This is a genomic window from Intrasporangium sp. DVR (genome assembly GCF_040365325.1).
Classification (GTDB): domain Bacteria; phylum Actinomycetota; class Actinomycetes; order Actinomycetales; family Dermatophilaceae; genus Intrasporangium.
In genome coordinates this window covers 252,843-274,083 of the sequence record NZ_BAABZW010000001.1, presented here as the reverse complement: position 1 = coordinate 274,083, position 21,241 = coordinate 252,843, and the positions used below count along the sequence as shown (strand labels likewise).

Below are 21,241 nucleotides of genomic sequence, written 5' to 3'. Positions count from 1 at the left end.
CCGGTCAGGCCTCCGCGCCCGGCGTCGAGCCCGGCCAGTTCTTGTCCGGCTGCGGCACGGGACGGCCCGGCTGCTCGCCCCCACGCGCCTCGAGGTAGTTCTCCTTCGGCACCATGACCTTGCGCCGGAAGATGCACACGACCTTGCCGTCCTGGTTGTAGCCCACCGTCTCGACGTGGACGACGCCCCGGTCGTCCTTCGAGGTCGACTCCCACTTGTCCAGCACGGTCGTCTCGCCGTAGATCGTGTCGCCGTGGAAGGTCGGCGCCACGTGACGCAGCGACTCGATCTCGAGGTTGGCGATGGCCTTCCCCGACACGTCCGGCACCGACATCCCGAGCAGGAGCGAGTAGACGTAGTTGCCGACGACGACGTTCTTTCCGAACTGCGTCGTCTCCTCCGCGTAGTTCGAGTCCAGGTGCAGCGGGTGGTGGTTCATCGTCAGGAGGCAGAACAGGTGGTCGTCGTACTCGGTCACGGTCTTGCCGGGCCAGTGCTTGTACACCGCGCCGACCTCGAACTCCTCATAGCTGCGCCCGAACTGCATGCCGTCCTCCTGAGACCCACCACGTGCGAAACGAACGGTCCCAAGCCTGCCAAGCCCAGCGGCATCCGCCCATGTCCGTATGCCGTGTGCTTCCTCACGCTGTCAGGTGCCTCACGGGGTGGGCGGGGTGGGCGGGGTGGGCGCCGTGTCCGCCGTGTCCGCCGTGTCCACGTCCACTGGCGGGAACTCGCCGGTGTCGGACAGGAGCGGCACGACGACCGCCGCGGATGCCGACGGGTCGGAGGGGAGGCGAGAGCCGGCCGCCTGACCGAGCCGCAGACCGCGCCGGCGGGCGAGGAAGAGCCCGGCGAAGTACGCACCGAGCGAGACGCCGGCGGCGAGCCCGAGGCCCAGCCCGAAGGCCTCGGCGAGGATCGGCAGGCCGGCGGAGAAGCCGAGCCCGTCCGGCTGGGTGACGATGAGCGAGATCCCCTCGTAGGCCTTGCGACCGGGCAGCAGGGGCACGATGGCCGCGGTGGTCACGGCGAGCGCCGAGATCCGGGCGCGCCGGGCGACGAGCCGCGCGGTGAGGCCGATGACGAGCGCAGCGAGCGCTGACGAGGTCACGGTGCCGAGCTCGGCCCGCTCACCGAACGCGAGGATCCCCCAGCCCAACGCGCCGGCCGCCCCCGCCATGGCGACGGCCCGCCCGGTGGCGTACGACATGACGGCGAAGGCCGCGGAGATCACTGTCGCGCAGACGACTTGGACGAGGACGTTCTCGTCGAGGAGGGTCCGTGAGCTGATTGCGATGGGGTAGCCGAGCCGCTGGCCCGCCGCGAGAACGACGGAGATTCCGACGGCGATGCCGAGGGACAGGACGACCACCTCGAAGGCGCGAGCCCCTGCCGTCACGTAGTAGCCCTCGAGGGCGTCCTCGCCCGCCCCGACGATGGACAGCCCGGCGAGGAGCAGCACGATCCCGGACGCGACGACGAGCGAGGGCGACACGTCGCCGATGACGGTCAGGCCCGCGGACTGCCCGACCACGACGAGTGTCGCGACCACCGTCGGGATCGCCGCGCCGACGGCCTGGGCGAAGAAGGACGCGATGCCGACCTTGCCGAGCCAGTCGTTGACGCGCGTGACGAGAGCGGCGGTGACGAAGCTGAGGGAGATGATGAACCACCCGCCACCGAGCAGGCCCGCCGCCCCCGCCGCAAGGGTGGCCCCGGCGATGGTGACGACCCACCGGCGGTACGGGTGCGGTGCGGTGATGACCGCGTCGAAGCGGACCCGGGCCTCCGCGACGTCCAGGGGCTCCTGAGTGAGGGCGACGATGAGCGAACGCAGCCGTTCGAGCCGCGTGTAGTCCTGCACGCGGAAGCGGACGATCCGCATCACCGTGATCGGGTCGGCGTCGGGGCCTCGGTGGTAGGAGACGACGACCGACGTGTAGGTGACGTCGACGTGGACACTAGCCAGGCCGTAGGCACGCGTCAGCATGAGCACCGTCGCGGTGACGTCCGCGGCGGCGGCTCCGCTGGCGAGCATGGCGACGCCTGCCCGCATGGCGAGGTCGATGACGGCCTGAGCCGTGTGCCGGTCCACCTCGTCCGGCGAGCTCCACAACGGGATCTCGTCCGTCGGCGGGCCGCTCGGCCGCATCGCTCGCCGGGTGCTCGCTCGCAGCGACGGGAGCGAGGGCAGGGACGGCATCGGTCCGGCGTGGTGGGTGGTGCTCGGTCGGCGGGTTCCGTCGGGGCGGGGCACAGGACGACGGTATGCCGCGGCGCGCCGGGCCCGCCAGCGACCCCTCGGCGGAAGCCGGCGCCTTCCGGATACTGGTTTAGCCGCGCGGGACCTCTCGTGGAAGCATGGCTGGGTGAGCAGCGAAGAGCAGAAGAAGAGCGCCAACCGCTCCCGGCCGACGACGGACGAGTTCCGGGCCTTTGTCGCCTCTGGCTGGGCCCCACGCCCGACCGGGCTCCCCGAGCGGACGACAGCGGCGCCGTATGCCGCTGAGCGCCGTGCCGCTGTCAGCGCGGCCTTCCCCGGTGAGCGCCTCGTCATCCCCGCCGGGGGTCTCAAGGTCCGCAGCAACGACACCGACTACGTGTTCCGGCCGCACAGCGCGTTCGCCCACCTGACCGGGCTCGGCTCCGACCGCGAGCCCGACGCCGTGCTGGTGCTCGAGCCCACCGGGGATGCCGGCGGTGATGGTGACGTGCCGGGCCACGAGGCGATCCTCTACTTCCGCCCGCTCGCCGGCCGGGACACGGACGAGTTCTTCAACGACTCCCGCTACGGAGAGTTCTGGGTCGGTGCGCGCCCGACCATCGACGACCTCGAGGCGGAGCTCGGCATCTCCGGCCGGCACATCGACGAGTTCGCCGATGCCGTCGGCAAGGACGCTGGCGCGGTGACGGTGCGGGTGGTCCGTGAGGCCGACGCCGCCGCGGCCGCCCTCGTGGACAAGGCGCGTGCCGGGCAGGGCGAGTCGACCGACCACAGCGAGGTCGAGCCTCGGGTCGAGGCCATGCACCAGGCCGACGACGAGCTGTCCGCCTTCCTGTCCCACCTGCGGATGGTCAAGGACGAGTGGGAGATCGACGAGATGCGCTCGGCCGTCGAGGGCACGCACCGAGGCTTCGACGCGGTCATCGCCGACCTGCCGGAGGCCGTCCGCCGCGGGCGCGGGGAGCGGTGGGTCGAGGGAGTCTTCGGGCTCCACGCCCGGCACCACGGCAACGGCGTCGGCTACGACTCGATCTGCGCGAGCGGCGACCACGCCAACACCCTGCACTGGATCAAGAACACCGGTGACATCCGGGAGGGCGACCTCCTGCTGCTCGACGCTGGAGTCGAGGTCGACTCGCTCTTCACCGCAGACATCACCCGCACCCTGCCTGTCAGCGGCACCTTCACGGAGGCGCAGCGCGGGATCTACGACGCCGTCCACGCCGCCCAGGAGGCGGGCATCGCGGCCTGCAAGCCCGGCAACAGGTTCAGCGACATCCACGCGGCCGCGATCCGCGTCATCGCCGAGCATCTCGAGCAGTGGGGTCTGCTGCCGGAGGGCGTGGACGTCGAGGCGACGCTCGACAAGGAGCACGGCCAGTACCACCGCCGGTGGATGGTCCACGGCACGAGCCACCACCTGGGCATCGACGTCCACGACTGCGCCCTCGCGACGCGCGAGCAGTACATGGACGGAGAGCTCAAGCCGGGGATGATCGTGACGGTCGAGCCGGGGCTCTACTTCAAGGCCGACGACCTGCTCGCCCCGCCGGAGTTCCGCGGCAACGGTGTGCGGATCGAGGACGACATCCTCATCACCGAGGACGGGTGCGAGAACCTCTCGGCCGCGATGCCTCGCTCGGCTGACGACGTCGAGGCCTGGATCGCCCGCATCTGGTCAGAGCGCGGCTGACCGAGGCCGGTCGAGGCCCTCGCGTCCCTGGCCTCCGGAAGAGACGACGCAACACACCCGCTTACCGCGTGCTCGTGCCGCTTGCAACCGGCACCTGCACGCGGTTAGCGGGTGTGTTGCGGGTGAAGCCGGCGTGCGGAAGCCGGGTGTGGTGGGCTCGAGCGGAGCTCAGCCGTCGGTGCGGTCTGCCGGCGGCGGGGCGCCCGGGCCTGGAGCCGCGGCCGGCGGCGCCCCGAAGCTGCTCGTCCCGGCGGGGTAGACGTTCGCCTTGGCGAGGATGTCCCGCGCCTGCTGGGCGAACTTGTGCTCGACGAAGACCTCGTACTTCGTGGCCACGACCTGGCTCACCGACGAGAAGTCGCGGGCGCCTCGCGTGAAGGCATAGCCGACGAGCGACCAGATGAGCCCGAACAACACGCCCCACAGAGCGGTCGCCAGCAGGAGCGCGAAGGCACTCGTCGTCGTGCTGAACAACGAGAAGATCAGGCCGACGAACAGGCCCAGCCACAGGCCCGACAACGCGCCGCCGAGCGCGACCCGCCCCCACGTGAGGCGGGCCGTTACACGTTCGAGCTGCTTGAGCTCGGTGCCGACGATGAGGCAGTTCTCCACCGGGAACCCGTTGTCCGACAGCACGTCCACGGCCTTCTGCGCCTGGTCGTACTTCTCGAACGTCCCCAGGGACATCGGGTAGTCGAGGGAGAGTGTCGCGAAGCCCGGGCGACCTCCCGGACCCTTCGGTTGCAGGCTCATGGCTTCATCCTTGCACCTTCCGCGGGCAAGGCACGGGACCTCAGGACCTGAGCTTGTAGTCCTCGAGCAGCCGGCGACCGATGATCATCCGCTGGATGTCCGCAGTGCCCTCGCCGATGAGCAGCATGGGCGCCTCCCGGTAGAGGCGCTCGATCTCGTACTCCTTGGAGTATCCGTAGCCGCCGTGGATCCGGAAGCTGTCCTCCACGACCTGCGCACAGTTCTCGGAGGCGAGGTACTTGGCCATGCCGGCCTCGAGGTCGTTGCGCTCGCCGGAGTCCTTCTTGCGGGCGGCCTTGACCATCATCTCGTGCGCGGCCTCGACCTTCACGGCCATGTCGGCGAGGCGGAACAGGACGGCCTGGTGCTCGACGATCTTCTTGCCGAAGGCCTCGCGCTGCTGCGCGTAGGACACGCCGAGCTCGAACGCCCGCCGCGCCACGCCGCAGCCGCGAGCGGCGACGTTGACCCGCCCGACCTCGACGCCGTCCATCATCTGGTAGAAGCCCTTGCCCGGCTCACCGCCGAGGATCTGCGCGCTGGTCGTCCGGTGGCCGTCGAGGATGAGCTCGGTCGTGTCGACGCCCTTGTAGCCCATCTTGTCGATCTTGCCGGGCACCGTGATGCCCTGCGCGGTCTCGCCGAAGCCGGACTCCTTGTCGATGAGGAAGGTCGTCATGTTCTTGTAGACGGAGTCGGCACCGGTGTCGGTCTTGACGAGGACGGCGACGAGGTTGGCGGTGCCGCCGTTGGTCAGCCACATCTTCTGGCCGTTGATGACCCAGTCGTCGCCGTCTCGGACGGCCTTCGTCTTGATCGCCGACACGTCGGATCCGCACCCCGGCTCCGACATCGAGAAGGCTCCGCGGATCTCGCCCGTGGCCATCTTCGGCAGGTAGTGGCGCTTCTGCTCCTCGGTGCCGTGCTGCAGGATCATGTAGGCGACGATGAAGTGGGTGTTGACGATGCCGCTGACCGACATCCACCCCCGCGAGATCTCCTCGACGCAGAGTGCGTAGGTCAGCAGCGACTCACCCAGGCCGCCGTACTCCTCGGGGATCATCAGCCCGAAGATCCCCATCTCCTTCATCTGGTCGACGATCGCCTGCGGGTACTCGTCCCGGTGCTCGAGCTCCGTCGCGACGGGGAGGATTTGCTCGTCGACGAACTCGCGCACGAGCTTGAGCAGCTCGGTCTGCTCCTCGGTGAGGCCTTCGGTCTGCTGGAGTCTGGACACGGGTGATCGCCGCCTAACGTCGTGGCTGGGTCGTAACTGCGACTGAGTATGCCGCCGAGCTCGCTTCCCGGGTCCGCGATCCTCGTGTGAGTCCCCCCACCTGTAAGGCCCGTCACCTCCCGTGCCTTCGCGTGAGACCCCGCCGGCCGGTCGGCAGGGGCGCCGTCGCGGTTCGCCGCCGGATCGAGCAGTTCTGGAGAAGTCGCGGCGGTGGCGGCTTCGTACGATTGAGGTCGTCCCACCCACCAACGGCACGCAGGAGCACGGATGATCACCAGGCTGAGTGTCACGTCCATCTACGTCCTCGACAAGGAGGAGGCGCTCGACTTCTACGTCAACAAGCTCGGCCTGGAGAAGGCCAACGACGTGCAGCAGGGCGACTACCGATGGCTGACCGTGCGCGTCCCCGGCGACCAGGCGACCGAGGTCTCGCTCGAGAAGCCGGGTCCCCCGCTGCACGACGAGGCGACGGCGGAGCGGCTCCGTGAGCTCATGGCGGCGGGGGCGTTGGGCGGGCTCGTCTTCGTCACCGACGATGCCCGCGCCCTCCATGACACGCTCCGCGAGCGCGGGGTCTCCGACTTCACCCAGGAGCCCACCGAGCACTTCTACGGGGTGGACATGGGCGTGCGGGACCCGTTCGGGAACCACATCCGGATCCTCCAGCAGGGGCAGGCGCCCCCGCGGGAGAGCTCCTGATCCGCTCCGGGGCCCCGGCGTCCGGTGTCGTGCCGGGGCCGGGGTCCGCGAGACTCACCAGAGGGTCCCGAACCCCACCTTCTTGGCCTTGAGGGCACCCTCCAGCGTGGAGCGCTGCTCGAACTGCTCGGCCTTGAGCCCGGCATGGACGGCCCGCAGATGCTCGGCTCGCGTTGCGTCGGGTCGGTCCGTGAGCGACCGGAGGAGCAGGTGGGTGAAGGCTCCGTTGGGACGACCGTCGAAGGTCGCGTCAGACGCCGTCTGGTGGGGCTTGCAGGCGGCGAAGAGCACCGGCCGAGCCCCCTTGCCGCGCCTGGTCAGCTCGACCAGGGCCTTGTGGTCGACGGTCCGGGTCGGCCGGAGCTCCCGGATGGACCGGGCCCGGTCGAGACCCCGAGGGGTGGGGGGCGGGAGGAAGCGCGGCTTGCGCCCCAGAGTCATGGCCAGCTGGATCTCCTCGAGGTCCTTGAGGCCGGTGCCGCTGTGGCAGGTGTCGAGGAGGACCTCGAGGAGCGCTCCCTCGGGAACCCGCTGGAACAGCTCGCGCAACTCGTCGTCGGAGATGACGGTGTCGCGGTCCCACTGGTCGCCGGCGCGCTTGATGTCGTAGCACGCGAAGACCTCGTCGAGTCCGTCCGGCTCGTCCCGGTCACCGGGCTGGTTCGGCACCTGGGTGCCGTGGCTGGAGAACGAGAAGACGAGGTGGTCACCCGGTCTGGCCTTGTCGACCATGGCGTTCAGAGCCTGCATCACGGCCTGCTTCGTCGCCTCCGAGTCACGCAGCACGGTGGTCGTGCGTGCGGTGAAGCCGAACTTCTTCAGGGCGGCCGAGATGTCCTCGGCGTCGTTGACGCACCCGGCGAGCCAGCTGCTCATCGGCAGGTGCTCGAACTCGTTGATGCCGACACAGACGGCGCTTCGTGCCATGACCGGTTCCTTTCGACTGACGGGTTGCGCCGGCTCACGTGCGGGTGAGGACGGCATCGGGGCGTGCGTAGACGACGAAGGCGAGCCAGGTGGCGTCGCCCTGCTCGCGCGCCGCCTGGCGGGCACGGGCCGTGGCCCGTGCCATCGGGGTGCCGTCGAGGAGCTCGTCGTAGAGCTTCTCGACGAAGGTGCGCGACGGCTGCTGGTGGACCGACCACAGGCAGGACACGAAGGCGGACGCCCCCGCGTCGAGGAAGGCGTCGGCGAAGCCCCCGGCCGTCGTCAGGAGGATCCCCTCACGACCGGTCTGGCAGGCGTTGAACACGACCACCGGCCCGGCCTGTCCCGCAGGGGCCCAACGGGCGTTCTCGCTCACGTCGGTCGCGGTGAGGAACTGCGGCTCGACGGTGCGACCCCGCTTGCGGCCCTGCAGGAGGATGCGGGCCCCGAGGATGTCCTCGACGTCTGCGGCCCCGTGGCCGGAGAAGTGGAGCAGGTCGAAGTGGCCGCCGCGCAGGAGCTGGACGACGCCGGTCGGCGTGGCCCGCACCGGCTTGGCGCCGAAGCGCTCAGTGAGGTAGGCGGCCTCGTGGACCGGCTCGGACAGCACGAACTGCGGGTCGCGGTAGTCGGGGATGAGCGAGCGGGCCCGGCCCTCCCGCACCCGGATCTCCTTCGGCGGGAAGCTGCCGAGGCGCCATCGCACGAGGCCGCCCTGGGCGAGGAACCGCGGCTCGTGCTGGCGCGGCCCCGTGGGCGGCTTGAGGTGGACCAGCTCCCAGGGGATGTAGGGCTCGTCCGCGTAGACGATCAGGTCGCCGATCTCGTCGCGGTGCTTCCACAGGTACGCCTGCATGTCCTCCGGCAGCAGCAGGTCGTAGAGACGGGTGCCCAGGTCCTGAAGTCGTCGCAGCAGCTGGGCCTCGCTGTGGCCCGCGCCGACGAGCTCCTGGACCTCGTCGAGGAAGGCCGCCATGGTCCGTGCGCGGTCGATGATGGGCAGGGACTCGAAGTTGACTGCGGTGCCGTCCTGCTCGACGCGTACGGCGTACTTGTAGACGACCGACCCGTCCGGGCGGGTGCTCTCGATGATGTCGAGGCACGGCAGCCCGTCGAGCTCGGGGGCATCGATACCGGTGTGGACCTCGGCACGGGCAGGCGGGGTCGGTGCGCCGAGGGCAGCCCGGGTGACGGCCCGCGCCTCGAGGGAGAGCGTGGCCAGCGGGACCCAGCCTTGGCGGACGATGGCGTGGACGAGGACGGGGCCGGCGCCCAGCGACCGGACGCTGAAGGACAGCGCTGACTCACCGCCGCCCAGGGGCAGGCCGAGCACATCGGTGTCCGTGCCGAGGACCTCAGCGTTGGCCTTGCCGACGACCTGGACGGACACCGGCCGGTCCTCCTGCACGGCGACGGCGGCGGACGCGTGCACCATCCCTCCAGCGGGTTCGATGTCCTTGCGCGACAGCGTGACACGCACGTCGAAGGGCTCCTGGACCACGACTGTCGCAGGCATCTCGGCCGCGATGGTGGCCCGGGTCGGTACGCCGTCCGAGGGGGTGCCCCAGGGAGTGTCCGAGGGGGCGTCCGGCGAAGGAGGCGCGGACCGCACGGGGGGCGGGGGAGCCATCGGCGGCTCCATGCGTGGCGGTGGAGGTGGAGGTGGCGGTGGCGGTGGAGGTGGCGGTGGAGGTGGAGCCATCGGCAGGTCCCGCTCCCTCGGGGGCTCCGGTGCTGGGGCCGTGTCGGGTGCCGGGGCGGTGTCGGGTGCCGGGGCGGCCTCGGGCCCGCCCCCGGCGCCCATCCCGAGCGGCAGCCACCCGGCGATGGACTCGATCACGTCGAGCTGGCTGAAGTAGTTGGTGTGGTAGATGCGGTCGTTCGACTGGAAGAGGCGCGCGTCGGCGACGAACCCGCCGACCGGCAGGCCGATGGCGCTCATCGAGGCCGTGTCGACGACGAGGTCGTTGTCGCCCTTGAAGACGTCGTCGACGAACCCCTCCGCCAGCTTCACGACGAGCTCTCGGGGGAACTCCGGCGGCCGGTGGGAGTCGTCGAGCAGCTCGACGTGGAAGTTGGAGGCGATGACGAACCAGTTCGTCCCGGGTGCCGGCTGGTCGGGCTGGACCTTGTTGATCTCGGTGACGAAGGGTCCGTTCGGCATCATGGCGGCCAGCCCGGGGACACCGGCGTCGTCGGCGGCGTAGGACACGAGGTACTTGACGAGCGCGCCGATGCCCTTGACCACGCCCGCGACGATGGCCGCGACCGGGGCGGCGCCCGGCAGCGCGGCGAGCGCCCCGGCGCCGGCGCTGACGAGGTTGGTGTAGAGGTCGATCAGGTCGTGCCAGCGTTCCGGGTCGGCCAGGTGCGTGCCCCCGTTGGTCGCGGCCACGAAGACGATGCGGTCGACCCGTCCGGGCCAGGAGGACTGGGGCAGCTCGTGCTCGACGAGGCTGCGTGTCGTCAGCCCTCCGCGGCTGTGCGTGATGATGTCGATGACGAGCTCGTCGGCGGGCTGGTGCGCGCTGAGCCGCGCCAGCAGATCCTTGGCGTTGGCCCGCGGGTCCTGGCTCAGGGTGCGATGGTCGTAGCCGATGACGGCGTCGTAGGCACCGAGCGCGGTTGCCAGCAGGCCCTTGGCGTTCTCGTCGTAGGTGAAGGCCCCGAACCCTCCCGCGGTGGACGAGAAGGTCCCGTGCAGGAGCAGGAGCAGCCTGACCGGCCGGTCGGTGGGCAGGTCCAGCTCGTCGAGTCGTTCGATCCGACGCCACGAGTCGAGGTCGGTGCCGGTGATGTGGACCAGGCCGGTGCGGACTGGTTCCTCCAGCTTCTCGATCGCCTTGCCGACGACGAGCGGGGCGGCGAACCGGAAGACGAAGGCCTGCACGGCGCCCCTGACCACGTCACCGAGCAGCCCCCTGCTGCGCTCGGCCCGGCGCCCGGGCTCCCGCCGACCGGCACCACCACGCGGCCGTCCGTCCGTCGGCGCGAGCTCGAACTCGAACTGGACCGTTCGCGGGCCGACGTCGATCGAGCGGGTGCGCCGCCCCGCGTCAGTGGGCAGCTGCCAGGAGTAGACGCCGTCGCGCTCGAGCAGGACGACCGCGTCCTCGTCCGCGGCGACGTCCACCTGCACGGTGGCCCTCCCCTCCTGGGGGGCCTCGCCGAGAGTGCGCGTGGGTCGGGGGACCAGGTCGAGACGGTGCACCGGCTCGAAGCCGCTGTCGGCAAGGGAGTCGACGATCGCGTCCTGTGCCACCTGCTGCTCGAAGCCCGGCTCCCCCGGGAGCGCGCGACTGCGTGGTGACTCCCGCACGTCGTAGGACTCAGGCACGACGGCTCTGACGCCTTCACTCGTGAAGGAGGTGGGCGGCATACGACTCCCCCTTGTCAACGACGGGCGGGTCAGCGGGCCGCGATCCTGCTCGTTGTACCCTCGTTCTCACGTTAGAGGGGACAGGCCCTCAGCAGATACCGAATCGCCAGCAACTCCGATGAGGGTGACATGTCCATGACGGTCCGGACACCCCTGCGCCCCCACGCCCCCTGGCTCACGGCGCTCAGTGTCCTCACGCTCGCCATCTCGATCCCCGTCCTCATCAGGCTGAGCGCCGGGACCGACATCGCGGTCCACGCCAAGATCGCGGTCAAGCTGATGGAGGCGGGTCAGTGGTTCACCTACAGCCTCTGGTACCCGCTCGTCTACGTCTCCGCCGGAGCGTCTGCGGCCGACACGCACAGCCTGCGGGTCGCCTCCGTGGTCCTCCTCAGCCTTGCCGTCCTGGCGACCTCGCTCCTCAGCTACCGCTTCGCCTGGCTCGTCACTCGCAGCGCCCCGCGGTCATTCGTGGTGGCGGCGCTCCTGCTCCTCGTGATGCCGCTGATCGACCCGTGGCGCCCGCGCAGCATCTACCTCGGGCAGGTGTCGCCGACCGTCTGGCACAACTCGACCAACATCTTCGTCCTGCCGTTGGCCATCCTGGCATTCACCACCGCGCTCGAGCTGCTGCGGCACCCGACCCGGTCACGCGCCGTCCTGTTCAGCGTGGTCACGACGGTGATGCTGCTGGCCAAGCCCAACTTCGCCCTGGCCCTGCTGCCGGTCATGGGCACCGTCCTGGTCGTGACGCTGTGGCGTCGCAACATCCGTCTCTCCGAGTCCGTCGTCCTCACCCTCCTCGCCTTCGTGCTGCCGGGCCTCACGCTCCTGGGCCAGTACGTCGTCGTCTTCTCGAGCACCTCGACCGGCGTGGCTCGCGACGGCCTGGCCATCGCGCCCTTCGCGGTGTGGTCGCTCTACTCACCGAACATCGCCTGGTCCCTCATCCTCTCGATCGCCGGTCCCGCCGTGGCCACGGTCGCGTTGCGCACCCGCTCGCCCTGGGCCGACTCGCGCTGGCTCGCCTGGTCGGTCTTCGCGGTTGCGGTGGGGCAGATGGCGCTGCTCGCGGAGACGAACGCCGGCGAGGTGATGGGTAGCGGCAACTGGTTCTGGGGTGCCTACACCGCGGCGTTCATGGTGTTCATGGTGACGGCCGCCGAGCTGGCCGGCACGCGGCACGAGGGCTGGCGCAAGGTCGTCGCGGTCGTCGCGGCGGTTCTCTTCGTCGGGCACGCGGTGAGCGGCGCCGTCTATGCGGCGCGCGCCGGCGTCGACGGCTTCCCGGTGACCCGCGACACTCAGGCCGGGCGGCCCTGACCCGAAAACCGTTTGCGTGCCCCGCTCGACACGGGGCACGCTCGTGCCAACCGCAGCGGCGCCTCAGCCGGCTGCCCGAGCTCAAGGAGGGGTGACATGTCCATCACGGTCCGGGCGCACCCGCCCACGTCCACCACGTCCTTGGAGCTCTCTTGTCCTTCAACCGTTTTCGACCTGACGAATCACCCTATTCCGTAGACACCAACCCCGATGGCCCCCCGGAGGGGGACCGCTGGTCCAGCTGGGACACCGCGACCCACGGTCCCAAGCCGCGCCCGAGCTGGGTCGTCACCGAGCTCGCTGCCGTCGACGCCGACCTCGGCGTCCTCAAGACCGGCAAGGAGGCCGACGTCCACCTCGTCCGCCGGTGGGTCCCCGGGGTCGCCGACCGTGACGTGATCATGGCGAGCAAGCGCTACCGGTCGAGCAAGCACCGCCTCTTCCACCGCGACGCCGGCTACCTCGAGGGTCGGCGGGTCAGGAAGTCGCGCGAGACCCGCGCCATCGCGACGCGGACCTCGTTCGGCAAGGAGCTGATCAGCGGCCTCTGGGCCTACGCCGAGTTCGAGACCCTCGTCCGGCTGTGGCGCGAGGGGCTCCCGGTCCCCTACCCGGTCCAGATGGACCACGAGGAGATGCTCATGGAGTTCATCGGGACCCCCGACGGACACGCAGCCCCTCGCCTGGCCCAGACGCGCCCGGCTCCGGACGTCCTGCCTGTGCTCTTCGAGCAGCTGCGTGACGCCATGATGCAGCTCGCGGAGCTCGGCTGGGCGCACGGGGACCTCTCCCCCTACAACGTGCTGCTCGACGAGCGGCCGGCGACAACGGGGTCGGACCCGCGCCTCGTCCTCATCGACTGGCCGCAGGTCGTCGACGTCGTGGGCAACCCGCATGGTCCCGAGTTCCTCGAGCGGGACGCCCGCACCATGGCGGCCTGGTTCACCCGCCGCGGTCTGGAGATCGATGCCGGGCACTTCTTCGGTGACCTCATGGCGGCTGCCACGTCCCGCTGGTGACGCGCGAGGCTCCCCCGCCGCTCAGCCGTGGTCGGACCCGCCCAGCGGGGGCGCGCCCAGCGCCCAGAGCAGCTCGTTGACCTCCCCTTGGGCCCGGTGCCGGTGTCGGCGCCCGGCCCGAGCCGGGTCGGTCAGGCTGATGTCCCGGGTGACGACGAGGCGGTTGAGCCGTCCCCAGCACGAGAGGGTGTGGCCGCTGTCGCGGCTGGCGAGCTCGACCATGACCGGGAGGCCAACCGGGACCGGGCGTTTGCCGAAGACGACGGCGGCCGTTGACATCCGCATCAGGCGGTAGCCGTGCTGGTTGGCCCAACCGGCCGCGATGGCCCGGACGTCCCGGCCTGACGAGAACTGCACGACGTCCCGTGCGCTGCGCACCGGTGCCCCCTTGTCACGAGAGGCCGCGTCCCCGCGAGGCGGCCGGGAAGCAGGCTAGCTCAGCCCACGACATCCCGCCTGTCGAAGCGTCTCGAGCCAATAGCGCTGCACCGCAGCCCCTCCCGAGATGAGTGCGCCGAGCGGCACGATGGCACGACCCGCACCGGGGTCAGTCGCGCTCCAGCGTGGCCACCATGAAGGCCTGCCAGGCCTCACGGCTCTCGTCCAGCGGCCCGGGGCCATCGACCTGCTCGAGGATCTCGGTCGTCGCGGCCCGGGTCGCGTCGTCCCACTCGCCGGTGATCTCCACGTCCGCTCGGCCCCACACGTGGCGACACATCGCCTGCACGGCCTGGGCCTGCACCCGGGACCGTCTGATGAGCCGTGGCCGCTCCGGGCCGAAGCGCCCCGTGTCGACGTGGATGTGGTTGGCGTGGTCACTGTCGTAGAGGTAGGTCAGGACGTCGGCGAACTCGTGGTGCAGGCCGGCCGCCACGCGCCAGTAGGCCGCGAGGCGGCGGCGGAGCTCGCTCGCCGGGGCGTCCCGCCACTGGTCGTAACGCAGGGAGACGAGATCCTCGCCGTCGCGCCTCAGCCGGGCGAGGTCGAACGCCTCGCCGGAGCCGTGCCACGAGCCGGCCCGGCCCCGCACCCAGGCGCCGTAGGAGCGGACCGTGTCGGGGCGCTGGCCGGTGTGCTGCTGATGCAGGGCGAGCCACCCGTCGAGGCGAGCGCCGAACGCCGGGGTCACGTAGTAGGTCGCCGGCCGCGCCGTCACCTCGTAGACGTATGCCGCTGGGCCGAGTTGCGTGCGCGCCTCCAGTGCCGCTCGTTCCACCGGCACGGGGTCGGCGAACAGCTCGCGGGGGCTCGGCTCGACCAGCCCGGGGATCTGTGGCAGGCCGGGCAGGCTCGGCAGTCCGTTCGTGATGGCGTAGCCGCCGGCGGCAACCGTCCCGAGCCCCAGACCACCGAGCACGAGGAAGCCGCGCCGGGTCAGCCGCAGCGGCGGCTCCGGGGGCGACTTCGCCTCCCGCACTCCCCCGCCTCGGGGGGAGGGAGAAGGACGCTCGAGCGGGTACACGGGACGACGGTATCCCGAGGACCGAGCAGCACACCCACCCTCGGGACCAAAGGCCCGTGACGATCGCCAAGGTCTCCGGCTGAGCGAGGGCAGCCGACGTCCTGAGCCGGCCCAGCGGCATACGGCATCAGCGTCCCCGGGGCGGCGGCCACCTCGCACCGTCGAGGCAAGCCGCCCCGGCTCGCTCAGGGCTCCGGCACGTGGGGGAACTCCGCCGACCGCGACTGGAAGGTCAGGATGCTCGGGTTGAGGATCCGGCCGTCCTGGATCTCGATGGCCCGTTGGATCGTCTCGTCGGCCGCCCACGCGTCGGGCCCCGCCATCACCGTCCCGACGAACGGCAGCAGGGCCTCGCTGATCTCCCAGGTGGCGGAGTCCCAGAGGTAGGACGGGCTGTGGTCCACCGCGTAGTAGCGGATCGTGTCCCCCACCGTGAACATCGGCTCCTCGAAGGACGTCGGTCGCGCCCAGCTGAAGCCCATCGCCTCGTCGCAGGAGACGTCGATGACGAGCGTGCCTGGGGCGAGCAGGGGCAGGTCGCTCTCGTCGAGGAACATCATCGGCCGGTTGGGGTCCTGCAGGACGCAGTTGACGATGATGTCGTGCCCGGCGAGGAAGCCGGCCAGCGGCTCGGCCCCGTCCTCGGTGAACACGTCGCTGGCCCGGCCACCGGGCACGCCGTAGTCGAAGTTGATGATGCGGGCCGCGTGGATGGGCGACGCGACGGCGGCCACCTCCCGGTGCGTGAGGATGTCCACCTGGTTGACCCCGAGCGCCTGCAGCGCGGTCACCGCACCGCGGGCGGTGGCCCCGAATCCGATCACGGCGGCGCTGAGGCGACGTCCGTAGGCTCCGGTGGAGCCGGTGATCGACAGGGCGTGGAGCACCGAGGCATAGCCGGCCAGCTCGTTGTTCTTGTGGAGGACGTGCAGGCCGAAGGAGCCGTCCCGGTTCCAGTGGTTCATCGCCTCGAACGCGATGAGGGTCAGCCGTCTGTCGATGGCGACCTGCGTCAGCTCGGCATCCTGGACACAGTGCGGCCAGCCCCACAGGACCTGCCCCTCCCGCATCTCGGCGAGGTCCTCGGTCATCGGCTTCGGCAGGAGGATGACGTCACTCTCGGCGAGGAGCTGCTCGCGCGAGTGGATCCCGCCGACCAGTGGGGCCAGGGCCTCATCGGGCAGGCCGAAGTGCTCCCCGTAGCCGGTCTCGAGGTGGACGAGCGACCGCAGGCCGGGATCGATGCGCTCGAGGTGGCGCGGATGGATCGGCAGCCGCCGCTCGTTCTCCTTGCGCGACCGCGACAAGAGTCCGACGCTGAGGTGCTGCATGGGTTCTCCCTTGGTTGCCACCTGTCTATCACGGGCCGGTCCCCCGCCCGGCCTCTCCTCGATCAGCGCCCCACCCGGCCGCCCGAGGAGTCGGGGGTGGCCTTCCGTCGGGGCCGGGGACGAACTTCTGGTCGACGGGCAAAGTTGAGTCCATAACGTTGGTGTGCGACGACACCGGTGGGCGTGTCCCTGCAGGCATGGGCGCGGTCACCGCGTGAGCCTTCGAGTGAACCTCTCACAGCACTCTCGAATGGAGCATCGCGATGACCGCGAAGACCAGTATCGACCCTTCCCAGTTCTTGCTCGAGCGGGCTGGTCCAGGAGGTGGCGCTGCGGGGCGACGGCAAGGGCTACTGACGCAGTGGACGCGACGGAGCTGCTGCGGTCAGCTCTCGAGCGCCTCGGCTGAGCTCTGCCACGGCGTTGGTGCTTTGGCTGCCCCGTCCGGGGCGCGTCGACGAGCTACAGCGCGCGGATCGCCTCGTCCGTGGCGAGGACCTTCTTGGCCGTGTCGACGTGGAGGCTCTCGACGAGCTTGCCCTGGTAGGTCGCGACGCCCTTGCCCTCCGCGACGGCCGCCTCGAACGCCGCGATGATCCCGCGCGCCTCCTCGACCTGCTCGGCGCTCGGCGCGAAGACCTCGTTGGCCGTCTCGACCTGTCCCGGGTGGATCAGGGTCTTGCCGTCGAAGCCCATCTGTCGGCCCTGGACGCACTCCGCGCGCAGGCCGTCGAGGTCCTTGACGTCCATCCAGACGCCGTCGATGACCGCGACACCGGCAGCCCGGGCGCCGAGCAGGGTCAGCGACAGGGACGTGAGGAGCGGGTGCCGACCCGGCACCAGCTCCGCTCCGAGCTCCTTGTTGAGGTCGTTGGTCCCCAGCACGAAGACGGTGAGCCGGTCTGAGGCAGAGGCGATCTCGGCCGCGTGAAGGACGGCGACGGGCGTCTCGATCATGGCCCAGAGCTTCGTCCTCTCCGGGGCGCCCGCGGCCTCCATCGCGGCGACGAGCTGGCGGACCTCCTCCGCTGAGCCCACCTTCGGCACGACGATGGCGTCGGGCCCGGCCGCGGCCGCGGCGGCGATGTCGGCGTCGTGCCATTCCGAGCCGAGCCCGTTGACACGGATCGTCAGCTCACTGCGGCCGTACTCGCCGGACTGCACCGCGGCGCAGGCGTTCTCCCGGGCCGTCGCCTTGGCGTCCGGGGCCACGGCGTCCTCGAGGTCGAGGATGAGCGCGTCGACCGGGAGGGTCTTCGCCTTCTCGAGCGCCCGCTCGTTGGAGCTGGGCAGGTAGAGCACCGACCGACGCGGTCGGAAGGAGCCGTATGCCGCTGGGCTGGCTTGGGACTGAACGGTCACGCGGGTGCGCCTTTCGTCGAGAACGGGCTGAGCGGCATACGGCTCAGGGGGTTTCCGGCGTCGTGCCGTAGAGCTCGGCGAGCTCGGGGTCGGTCGAGCTGAGGCGGTCGGCGAGCTCGAGGATGACGAGGCACTGCTTGAGCGAGGCGTCGTCCTCCATCTTGCCGTCGAGCATGACCGCACCGGTCCCGTCGCCCATCGCCTCCTTGACCCGGCGAGCGTGTGCCACATCCTCGGCCGAGGGGCTGAACACCCGCTTGGCGATGTCGATCTGGACCGGGTGGAGCGACCACGCGCCGACGCAGCCGAGGAGGAAGGCGTTGCGGAACTGGTCCTCGCACGCGACGACGTCCTTGATGTCACCGAAGGGGCCGTAGTAGGGGAAGATCCCGTGCATCGCGCACGCGTCGACCATCCGCGCGATCGTGTAGTGCCACAGGTCCTGCTGGTAGACCGCGCGGTCGGCGTGGACGCCGTCCTCGACGCCCGCCGGCGGGTCCTGGCGGACCAGGTAGCCCGGGTGGCCGCCGCCGACTCGGGTCGTCTTCATCCGCCGGTCGGCAGCGAGATCGGCCGGGCCGAGCGAGATGCCCTGCATCCGGGGGCTCGCCGCGGCGATCTCCTCGACGTTGGCCATCCCCCGGGCCGTCTCGAGGATGGCGTGCACGAGGATCGGCCGGGTGAGACCGGCGCGGGCTTCTAGCTGGGCGAGGAGCCGGTCGACGTAGTGGATGTCCTCGGCCCCCTGGACCTTGGGGACCATGACGACGTCGAGCTTGTCGCCGATCTCCGTCACGAGCGTCGTCAGGTCGTCGAGGACCCACGGGCTGTCGAGGCTGTTGACCCGGGTCCAGAGCTGCGTGTGCTCCCCGAAGTCGGTCGCCCTGGCGATCGAGACGAGGCCGAGCCGCGCGGCCTCCTTGCGGTCCGCCTTGACGGCGTCCTCGAGGTTGCCGAGCAGGACGTCGACCGTGCCGACGAGCCCCGGGACCTTGGCCGCCATCTTCTCGTTGCTCGGGTCGAAGAAGTGGATCATCCGGCTCGGGCGGGCCGGCACCTCGGTGATCGGTGCCGGTGCCCCCACGGCGAGGGGCTTGAAGAAGTCCTTGGCGCTGCGCATGCGCGCCAACGTAGCGCGCGGGCCGACATCGGCGTTATGACCGCTATCACTCGTGGCTGACACCACGGCGCGGGGTGGGTCACTAGGGTGGACGCTGTGACGGAGGAGCCATCCCTGCAGCCAGCCCTCAACCTCAGCGCCCTGCTCAACGAGGCGATGACCAAGTCCAGCCTGCTGTGGGTCGACGTCGCCGACGACCGCACCTGGCCCGCGTGGCACGTCTGGGACGGCACGACGGCCTTCGTCGTCAGCGGTCCCGGCGAGCAGCCGCTCCCCTGGCTGCCGAAGGAGGTCAACCTCATCCTCCGCAGCAAGGACAGCGGCGGGCGCCTGCTCACCACCCGCGCGCACGCGGTCGTCCTCGAGCCGGGCTCTCCCGAGTGGGACCACGCCGCCGAGCTGCTCCGCGCCTCACGGCTCAACTCCATCGACGACTCCCTGACCCGCTGGGCCCGTGAGTGCACCGTCACGGCCCTGTCCCCCTTCGGCTCTCCCCTCGAGTCCCCCGGGGCCTACACCGCCCTCGACCTGCGAGCCGAGCCCGCGCGCACGACGGTGACGACCACCGCGTGGCGGCCCTGGCACTGGAAGGGCCGGGGGCACCGGCGCGCCAACGACGTCCCGGGCGGCTCACGCAAGCGCTGAGGCACACCCGATGGGCGCCCGCCCGTCGTGGCACCGGCCAGCTCAGACCCGGAACGCATAGCCTTGGGCCATGAGCGCCAGCACCCGTGTCTTCGTCGCACGACTGACCGGCCTGAGCGTCTTCGATCCGCTCGGCGACCAGGTCGGCCGCGTGCGCGACGTCGTCGTGGTGTTCACCCACGCCCGTCCTGAGCCCCGCGTCATCGGCCTCGTCGTGGAGGTGCCCGGGCGCCGCCGCGTCTTCGTGCCGATGACCCGCGTCACGTCGATCGACGCCGGTGCCGTCATCACGACGGGCCTGGTCAACATGCGCCGGTTCGAGCAGCGGACCAACGAGACCCTCGTCGCCGCGGAGCTCTTCGACCGCACCGTCACCGTGCGCAGCCGTGAGGCCGAGGCGTCCGGTTTCGAGCAGGCGATCGTCGAGGACGTCGCGATCGAGCAGTCCGCCCGCCGCGACTGGTACGCGGTCAAGGTGTTCGTGCGCCAGGCCAACGGCGTCTCGTCGGCCTCGCGGGCCATGTCGCGCCTCACCCGCCGACGGTCCGGCAAGACCATGCTCGTCGAGATCCGCGAGGTGGTCGGGCTTCACGACGACGCCCCCGCCCAGAGCGCCGAGCGGCTCCTCGAGACCTATGAGGACCTCAAGGTCGCCGACCTCGCCGAGGTCATCCACGACCTCAACCCGAAGCGCCGGGCCGAGGTGGCAGCGGCCCTCGACGACGACCGGCTCGCCGACATCCTCGAGGAGCTGCCCGAGGACGACCAGGTCGAGATCATCGCCGGCCTCGACAACGAGCGGGCCGCGGACGTGCTCGAGGCCATGGAGCCCGACGACGCAGCCGACCTCCTCGCCGACCTCCCGCCCGAGCAGGCCGAGCGCCTGCTGCAGCTGATGGAGCCGGACGAGGCGGCACCGCTGCGGCGGCTGCTCTCCTACGACGAGAAGACCGCCGGCGGCATGATGACCACCGAGCCGGTGATCCTCGGCCCCGAGGCGACGATCGCCGAGGCACTCGCCATGGTCCGGCGCGAGGAGCTCGCCCCGGCGCTGGCGACGATGGTCTATGTCTGCCGGCCCCCCTTGGAGGCGCCCACCGGCCGTTACCTCGGCCTCGTGCACATCCAGCGGCTGCTGCGCGAGCCGCCGCACGCCTCGGTCGGGTCGATCATCGACAAGGAGATGGAGCCGCTGCCGGCCTATGCCTCCCTCGAGCGCGTCACCCGGACGCTCGCGACCTACAACCTCGTCTCCCTGCCCGTCGTGGACGAGGACGGCCGGCTCATCGGGGCCGTCACCGTCGACGACGTCCTCGACCACATCCTCCCCGAGGACTGGCGTGAGGAGCGGCACGAGCTGGAGGTCAAGCCGTGACGGAGCAGACGAACCGCCGCCTGAACCGCGCCACCACGCCGGGCGACCGCCTCGACCAGCCCCGGGAGCTGCGCGCGTCCTTCCTCCCGCGGATGTCGTTGTCGCAGGAGGCGTTCGGCGTCCTGTCCGAGAAGTTCGCCCGGTTCATGGGGACGCCCGGCTTCATCATCGGGATGACGATCTTCGTCGCCGTCTGGCTGGCCTGGAACACCTTCATGCCGAGGGAGCAGCAGTTCGACCCCAGGGAGACCAACTACACGCTCCTCACGCTGATCCTCTCCCTCCAGGCGTCGTATGCCGCGCCCCTGATCCTCCTCGCCCAGAACCGGCAGGCCGACCGCGACCGCGTCGGCCTCGAGCAGGACCGCTCACGCGACGAGCGCAACCTCGCCGACACCGAGTTCCTCACCCGCGAGGTGGCCTCGCTCCGGCTCGCGCTGCGCGAGCAGGCCACCAGGGACTTCGTCCGGTCCGAGCTGCGCGACCTGCTGGGCGAGCTCGAGGAGCGGGCGCTGATCCGGCCCTTCGACGCCAACGCCAACGCCCCCGCGCCGAAGCACCCACCCACCGACTGACCCCCCTCCCCCCGCAACACACCCGGTTGGCGTCTGCTGGTGCCGGCTGCAGCGGGGGTGACCACGCCGGGAGCGGGTGTGTTGCCGCGGGAGGTGGGGCCGGCCGGGGTGAGG

At 70.8% G+C, this 21,241-nt stretch carries 18 protein-coding genes; 7 read left to right on the top strand and 11 right to left on the bottom strand.

Annotated elements, in window-relative coordinates:
• Window positions 1–4: 4 nt before the first annotated feature.
• Window positions 5–547: a MaoC family dehydratase gene (locus ABWV20_RS01310; protein ID WP_353352941.1), complete on the bottom strand. Its 543-nt coding sequence runs from the start codon at window positions 545–547 to the stop codon at window positions 5–7.
• A gap of 111 nt (window positions 548–658) precedes the next feature.
• Window positions 659–2,260, bottom strand: coding sequence for a threonine/serine exporter family protein (locus tag ABWV20_RS01305; protein ID WP_353352940.1), 1,602 nt, complete (start codon window positions 2,258–2,260; stop codon window positions 659–661).
• Window positions 2,261–2,372: 112 nt separating this feature from the next.
• Here ABWV20_RS01305 and ABWV20_RS01300 point away from each other — a divergent pair, with 112 nt between their 5' ends.
• Window positions 2,373–3,920: an aminopeptidase P family protein gene (locus ABWV20_RS01300; RefSeq protein ID WP_353352939.1), complete on the top strand. Its 1,548-nt coding sequence runs from the start codon at window positions 2,373–2,375 to the stop codon at window positions 3,918–3,920.
• 168 nt (window positions 3,921–4,088) lie between these two features.
• Here the strand turns inward: ABWV20_RS01300 and ABWV20_RS01295 are convergent, their stop codons facing one another.
• Together ABWV20_RS01295 and ABWV20_RS01290 are read right to left on the bottom strand one after the other, a co-directional pair.
• The gene (locus tag ABWV20_RS01295) at window positions 4,089–4,673 is read right to left on the bottom strand and encodes a YflT domain-containing protein (protein ID WP_353352938.1); all 585 of its coding nucleotides are present in this window, start codon (window positions 4,671–4,673) and stop codon (window positions 4,089–4,091) included.
• A 40-nt stretch (window positions 4,674–4,713) separates the two neighbouring features.
• Window positions 4,714–5,910 (bottom strand): acyl-CoA dehydrogenase family protein, encoded by a 1,197-nt coding sequence (locus tag ABWV20_RS01290; protein ID WP_353352937.1) that lies wholly within the window; start codon window positions 5,908–5,910, stop codon window positions 4,714–4,716.
• Between the two features lie 267 nt (window positions 5,911–6,177).
• On the opposite strand from ABWV20_RS01290, the gene ABWV20_RS01285 reads away from it, so the two are divergent.
• On the top strand, window positions 6,178–6,609 hold the full coding sequence (locus tag ABWV20_RS01285) for a VOC family protein (protein WP_353352935.1): 432 nt from the start codon (window positions 6,178–6,180) through the stop codon (window positions 6,607–6,609).
• Between the two features lie 54 nt (window positions 6,610–6,663).
• On the opposite strand, the gene ABWV20_RS01280 is transcribed toward ABWV20_RS01285, so the two are convergent.
• On the bottom strand, window positions 6,664–7,536 hold the full coding sequence (locus ABWV20_RS01280; RefSeq protein ID WP_353352934.1) for a caspase family protein: 873 nt from the start codon (window positions 7,534–7,536) through the stop codon (window positions 6,664–6,666).
• A gap of 34 nt (window positions 7,537–7,570) precedes the next feature.
• The gene (locus ABWV20_RS01275) at window positions 7,571–10,915 is read right to left on the bottom strand and encodes a DUF7379 domain-containing protein (RefSeq protein WP_353352933.1); all 3,345 of its coding nucleotides are present in this window, start codon (window positions 10,913–10,915) and stop codon (window positions 7,571–7,573) included.
• A gap of 135 nt (window positions 10,916–11,050) precedes the next feature.
• On the opposite strand from ABWV20_RS01275, the gene ABWV20_RS01270 reads away from it, so the two are divergent.
• Window positions 11,051–12,238, top strand: coding sequence for a hypothetical protein (locus tag ABWV20_RS01270; RefSeq protein ID WP_353352932.1), 1,188 nt, complete (start codon window positions 11,051–11,053; stop codon window positions 12,236–12,238).
• 152 nt (window positions 12,239–12,390) lie between these two features.
• The gene (locus ABWV20_RS01265) at window positions 12,391–13,257 is read left to right on the top strand and encodes a serine protein kinase RIO (RefSeq protein ID WP_353352930.1); all 867 of its coding nucleotides are present in this window, start codon (window positions 12,391–12,393) and stop codon (window positions 13,255–13,257) included.
• Window positions 13,258–13,278: 21 nt separating this feature from the next.
• On the opposite strand, the gene ABWV20_RS01260 is transcribed toward ABWV20_RS01265, so the two are convergent.
• From ABWV20_RS01260 to ABWV20_RS01240, 5 genes are all read right to left on the bottom strand, one after another.
• Entirely contained in the window at window positions 13,279–13,635 is a 357-nt protein-coding gene (locus ABWV20_RS01260) for a hypothetical protein (protein ID WP_353352929.1), read from the bottom strand.
• Between the two features lie 169 nt (window positions 13,636–13,804).
• Window positions 13,805–14,719, bottom strand: a complete 915-nt coding sequence (locus ABWV20_RS01255; RefSeq protein ID WP_353352928.1) for a hypothetical protein — start codon at window positions 14,717–14,719, stop codon at window positions 13,805–13,807.
• Window positions 14,720–14,904: 185 nt separating this feature from the next.
• Window positions 14,905–16,050: a N(5)-(carboxyethyl)ornithine synthase gene (locus tag ABWV20_RS01250; RefSeq protein WP_353352927.1), complete on the bottom strand. Its 1,146-nt coding sequence runs from the start codon at window positions 16,048–16,050 to the stop codon at window positions 14,905–14,907.
• A 462-nt stretch (window positions 16,051–16,512) separates the two neighbouring features.
• Window positions 16,513–17,412: an HpcH/HpaI aldolase/citrate lyase family protein gene (locus ABWV20_RS01245; RefSeq protein WP_353352926.1), complete on the bottom strand. Its 900-nt coding sequence runs from the start codon at window positions 17,410–17,412 to the stop codon at window positions 16,513–16,515.
• Window positions 17,413–17,455: 43 nt separating this feature from the next.
• Entirely contained in the window at window positions 17,456–18,532 is a 1,077-nt protein-coding gene (locus ABWV20_RS01240) for an HpcH/HpaI aldolase/citrate lyase family protein (protein ID WP_353352925.1), read from the bottom strand.
• Between the two features lie 96 nt (window positions 18,533–18,628).
• Between ABWV20_RS01240 and ABWV20_RS01235 the strand changes: the two genes are divergently transcribed.
• From ABWV20_RS01235 to ABWV20_RS01225, 3 genes are all read left to right on the top strand, one after another.
• Window positions 18,629–19,177 (top strand): hypothetical protein, encoded by a 549-nt coding sequence (locus tag ABWV20_RS01235; RefSeq protein ID WP_353352924.1) that lies wholly within the window; start codon window positions 18,629–18,631, stop codon window positions 19,175–19,177.
• Window positions 19,178–19,247: 70 nt separating this feature from the next.
• Window positions 19,248–20,552 carry a magnesium transporter MgtE N-terminal domain-containing protein gene (locus ABWV20_RS01230; protein WP_353352923.1) on the top strand — a complete coding sequence of 435 codons (1,305 nt, stop codon included), beginning with the start codon at window positions 19,248–19,250 and terminating at the stop codon, window positions 20,550–20,552.
• Window positions 20,549–21,127 carry a DUF1003 domain-containing protein gene (locus ABWV20_RS01225; protein ID WP_502901737.1) on the top strand — a complete coding sequence of 193 codons (579 nt, stop codon included), beginning with the start codon at window positions 20,549–20,551 and terminating at the stop codon, window positions 21,125–21,127. The genes ABWV20_RS01230 and ABWV20_RS01225 overlap by 4 nt, the downstream gene beginning before the upstream one ends.
• Window positions 21,128–21,241: the final 114 nt, after the last annotated feature.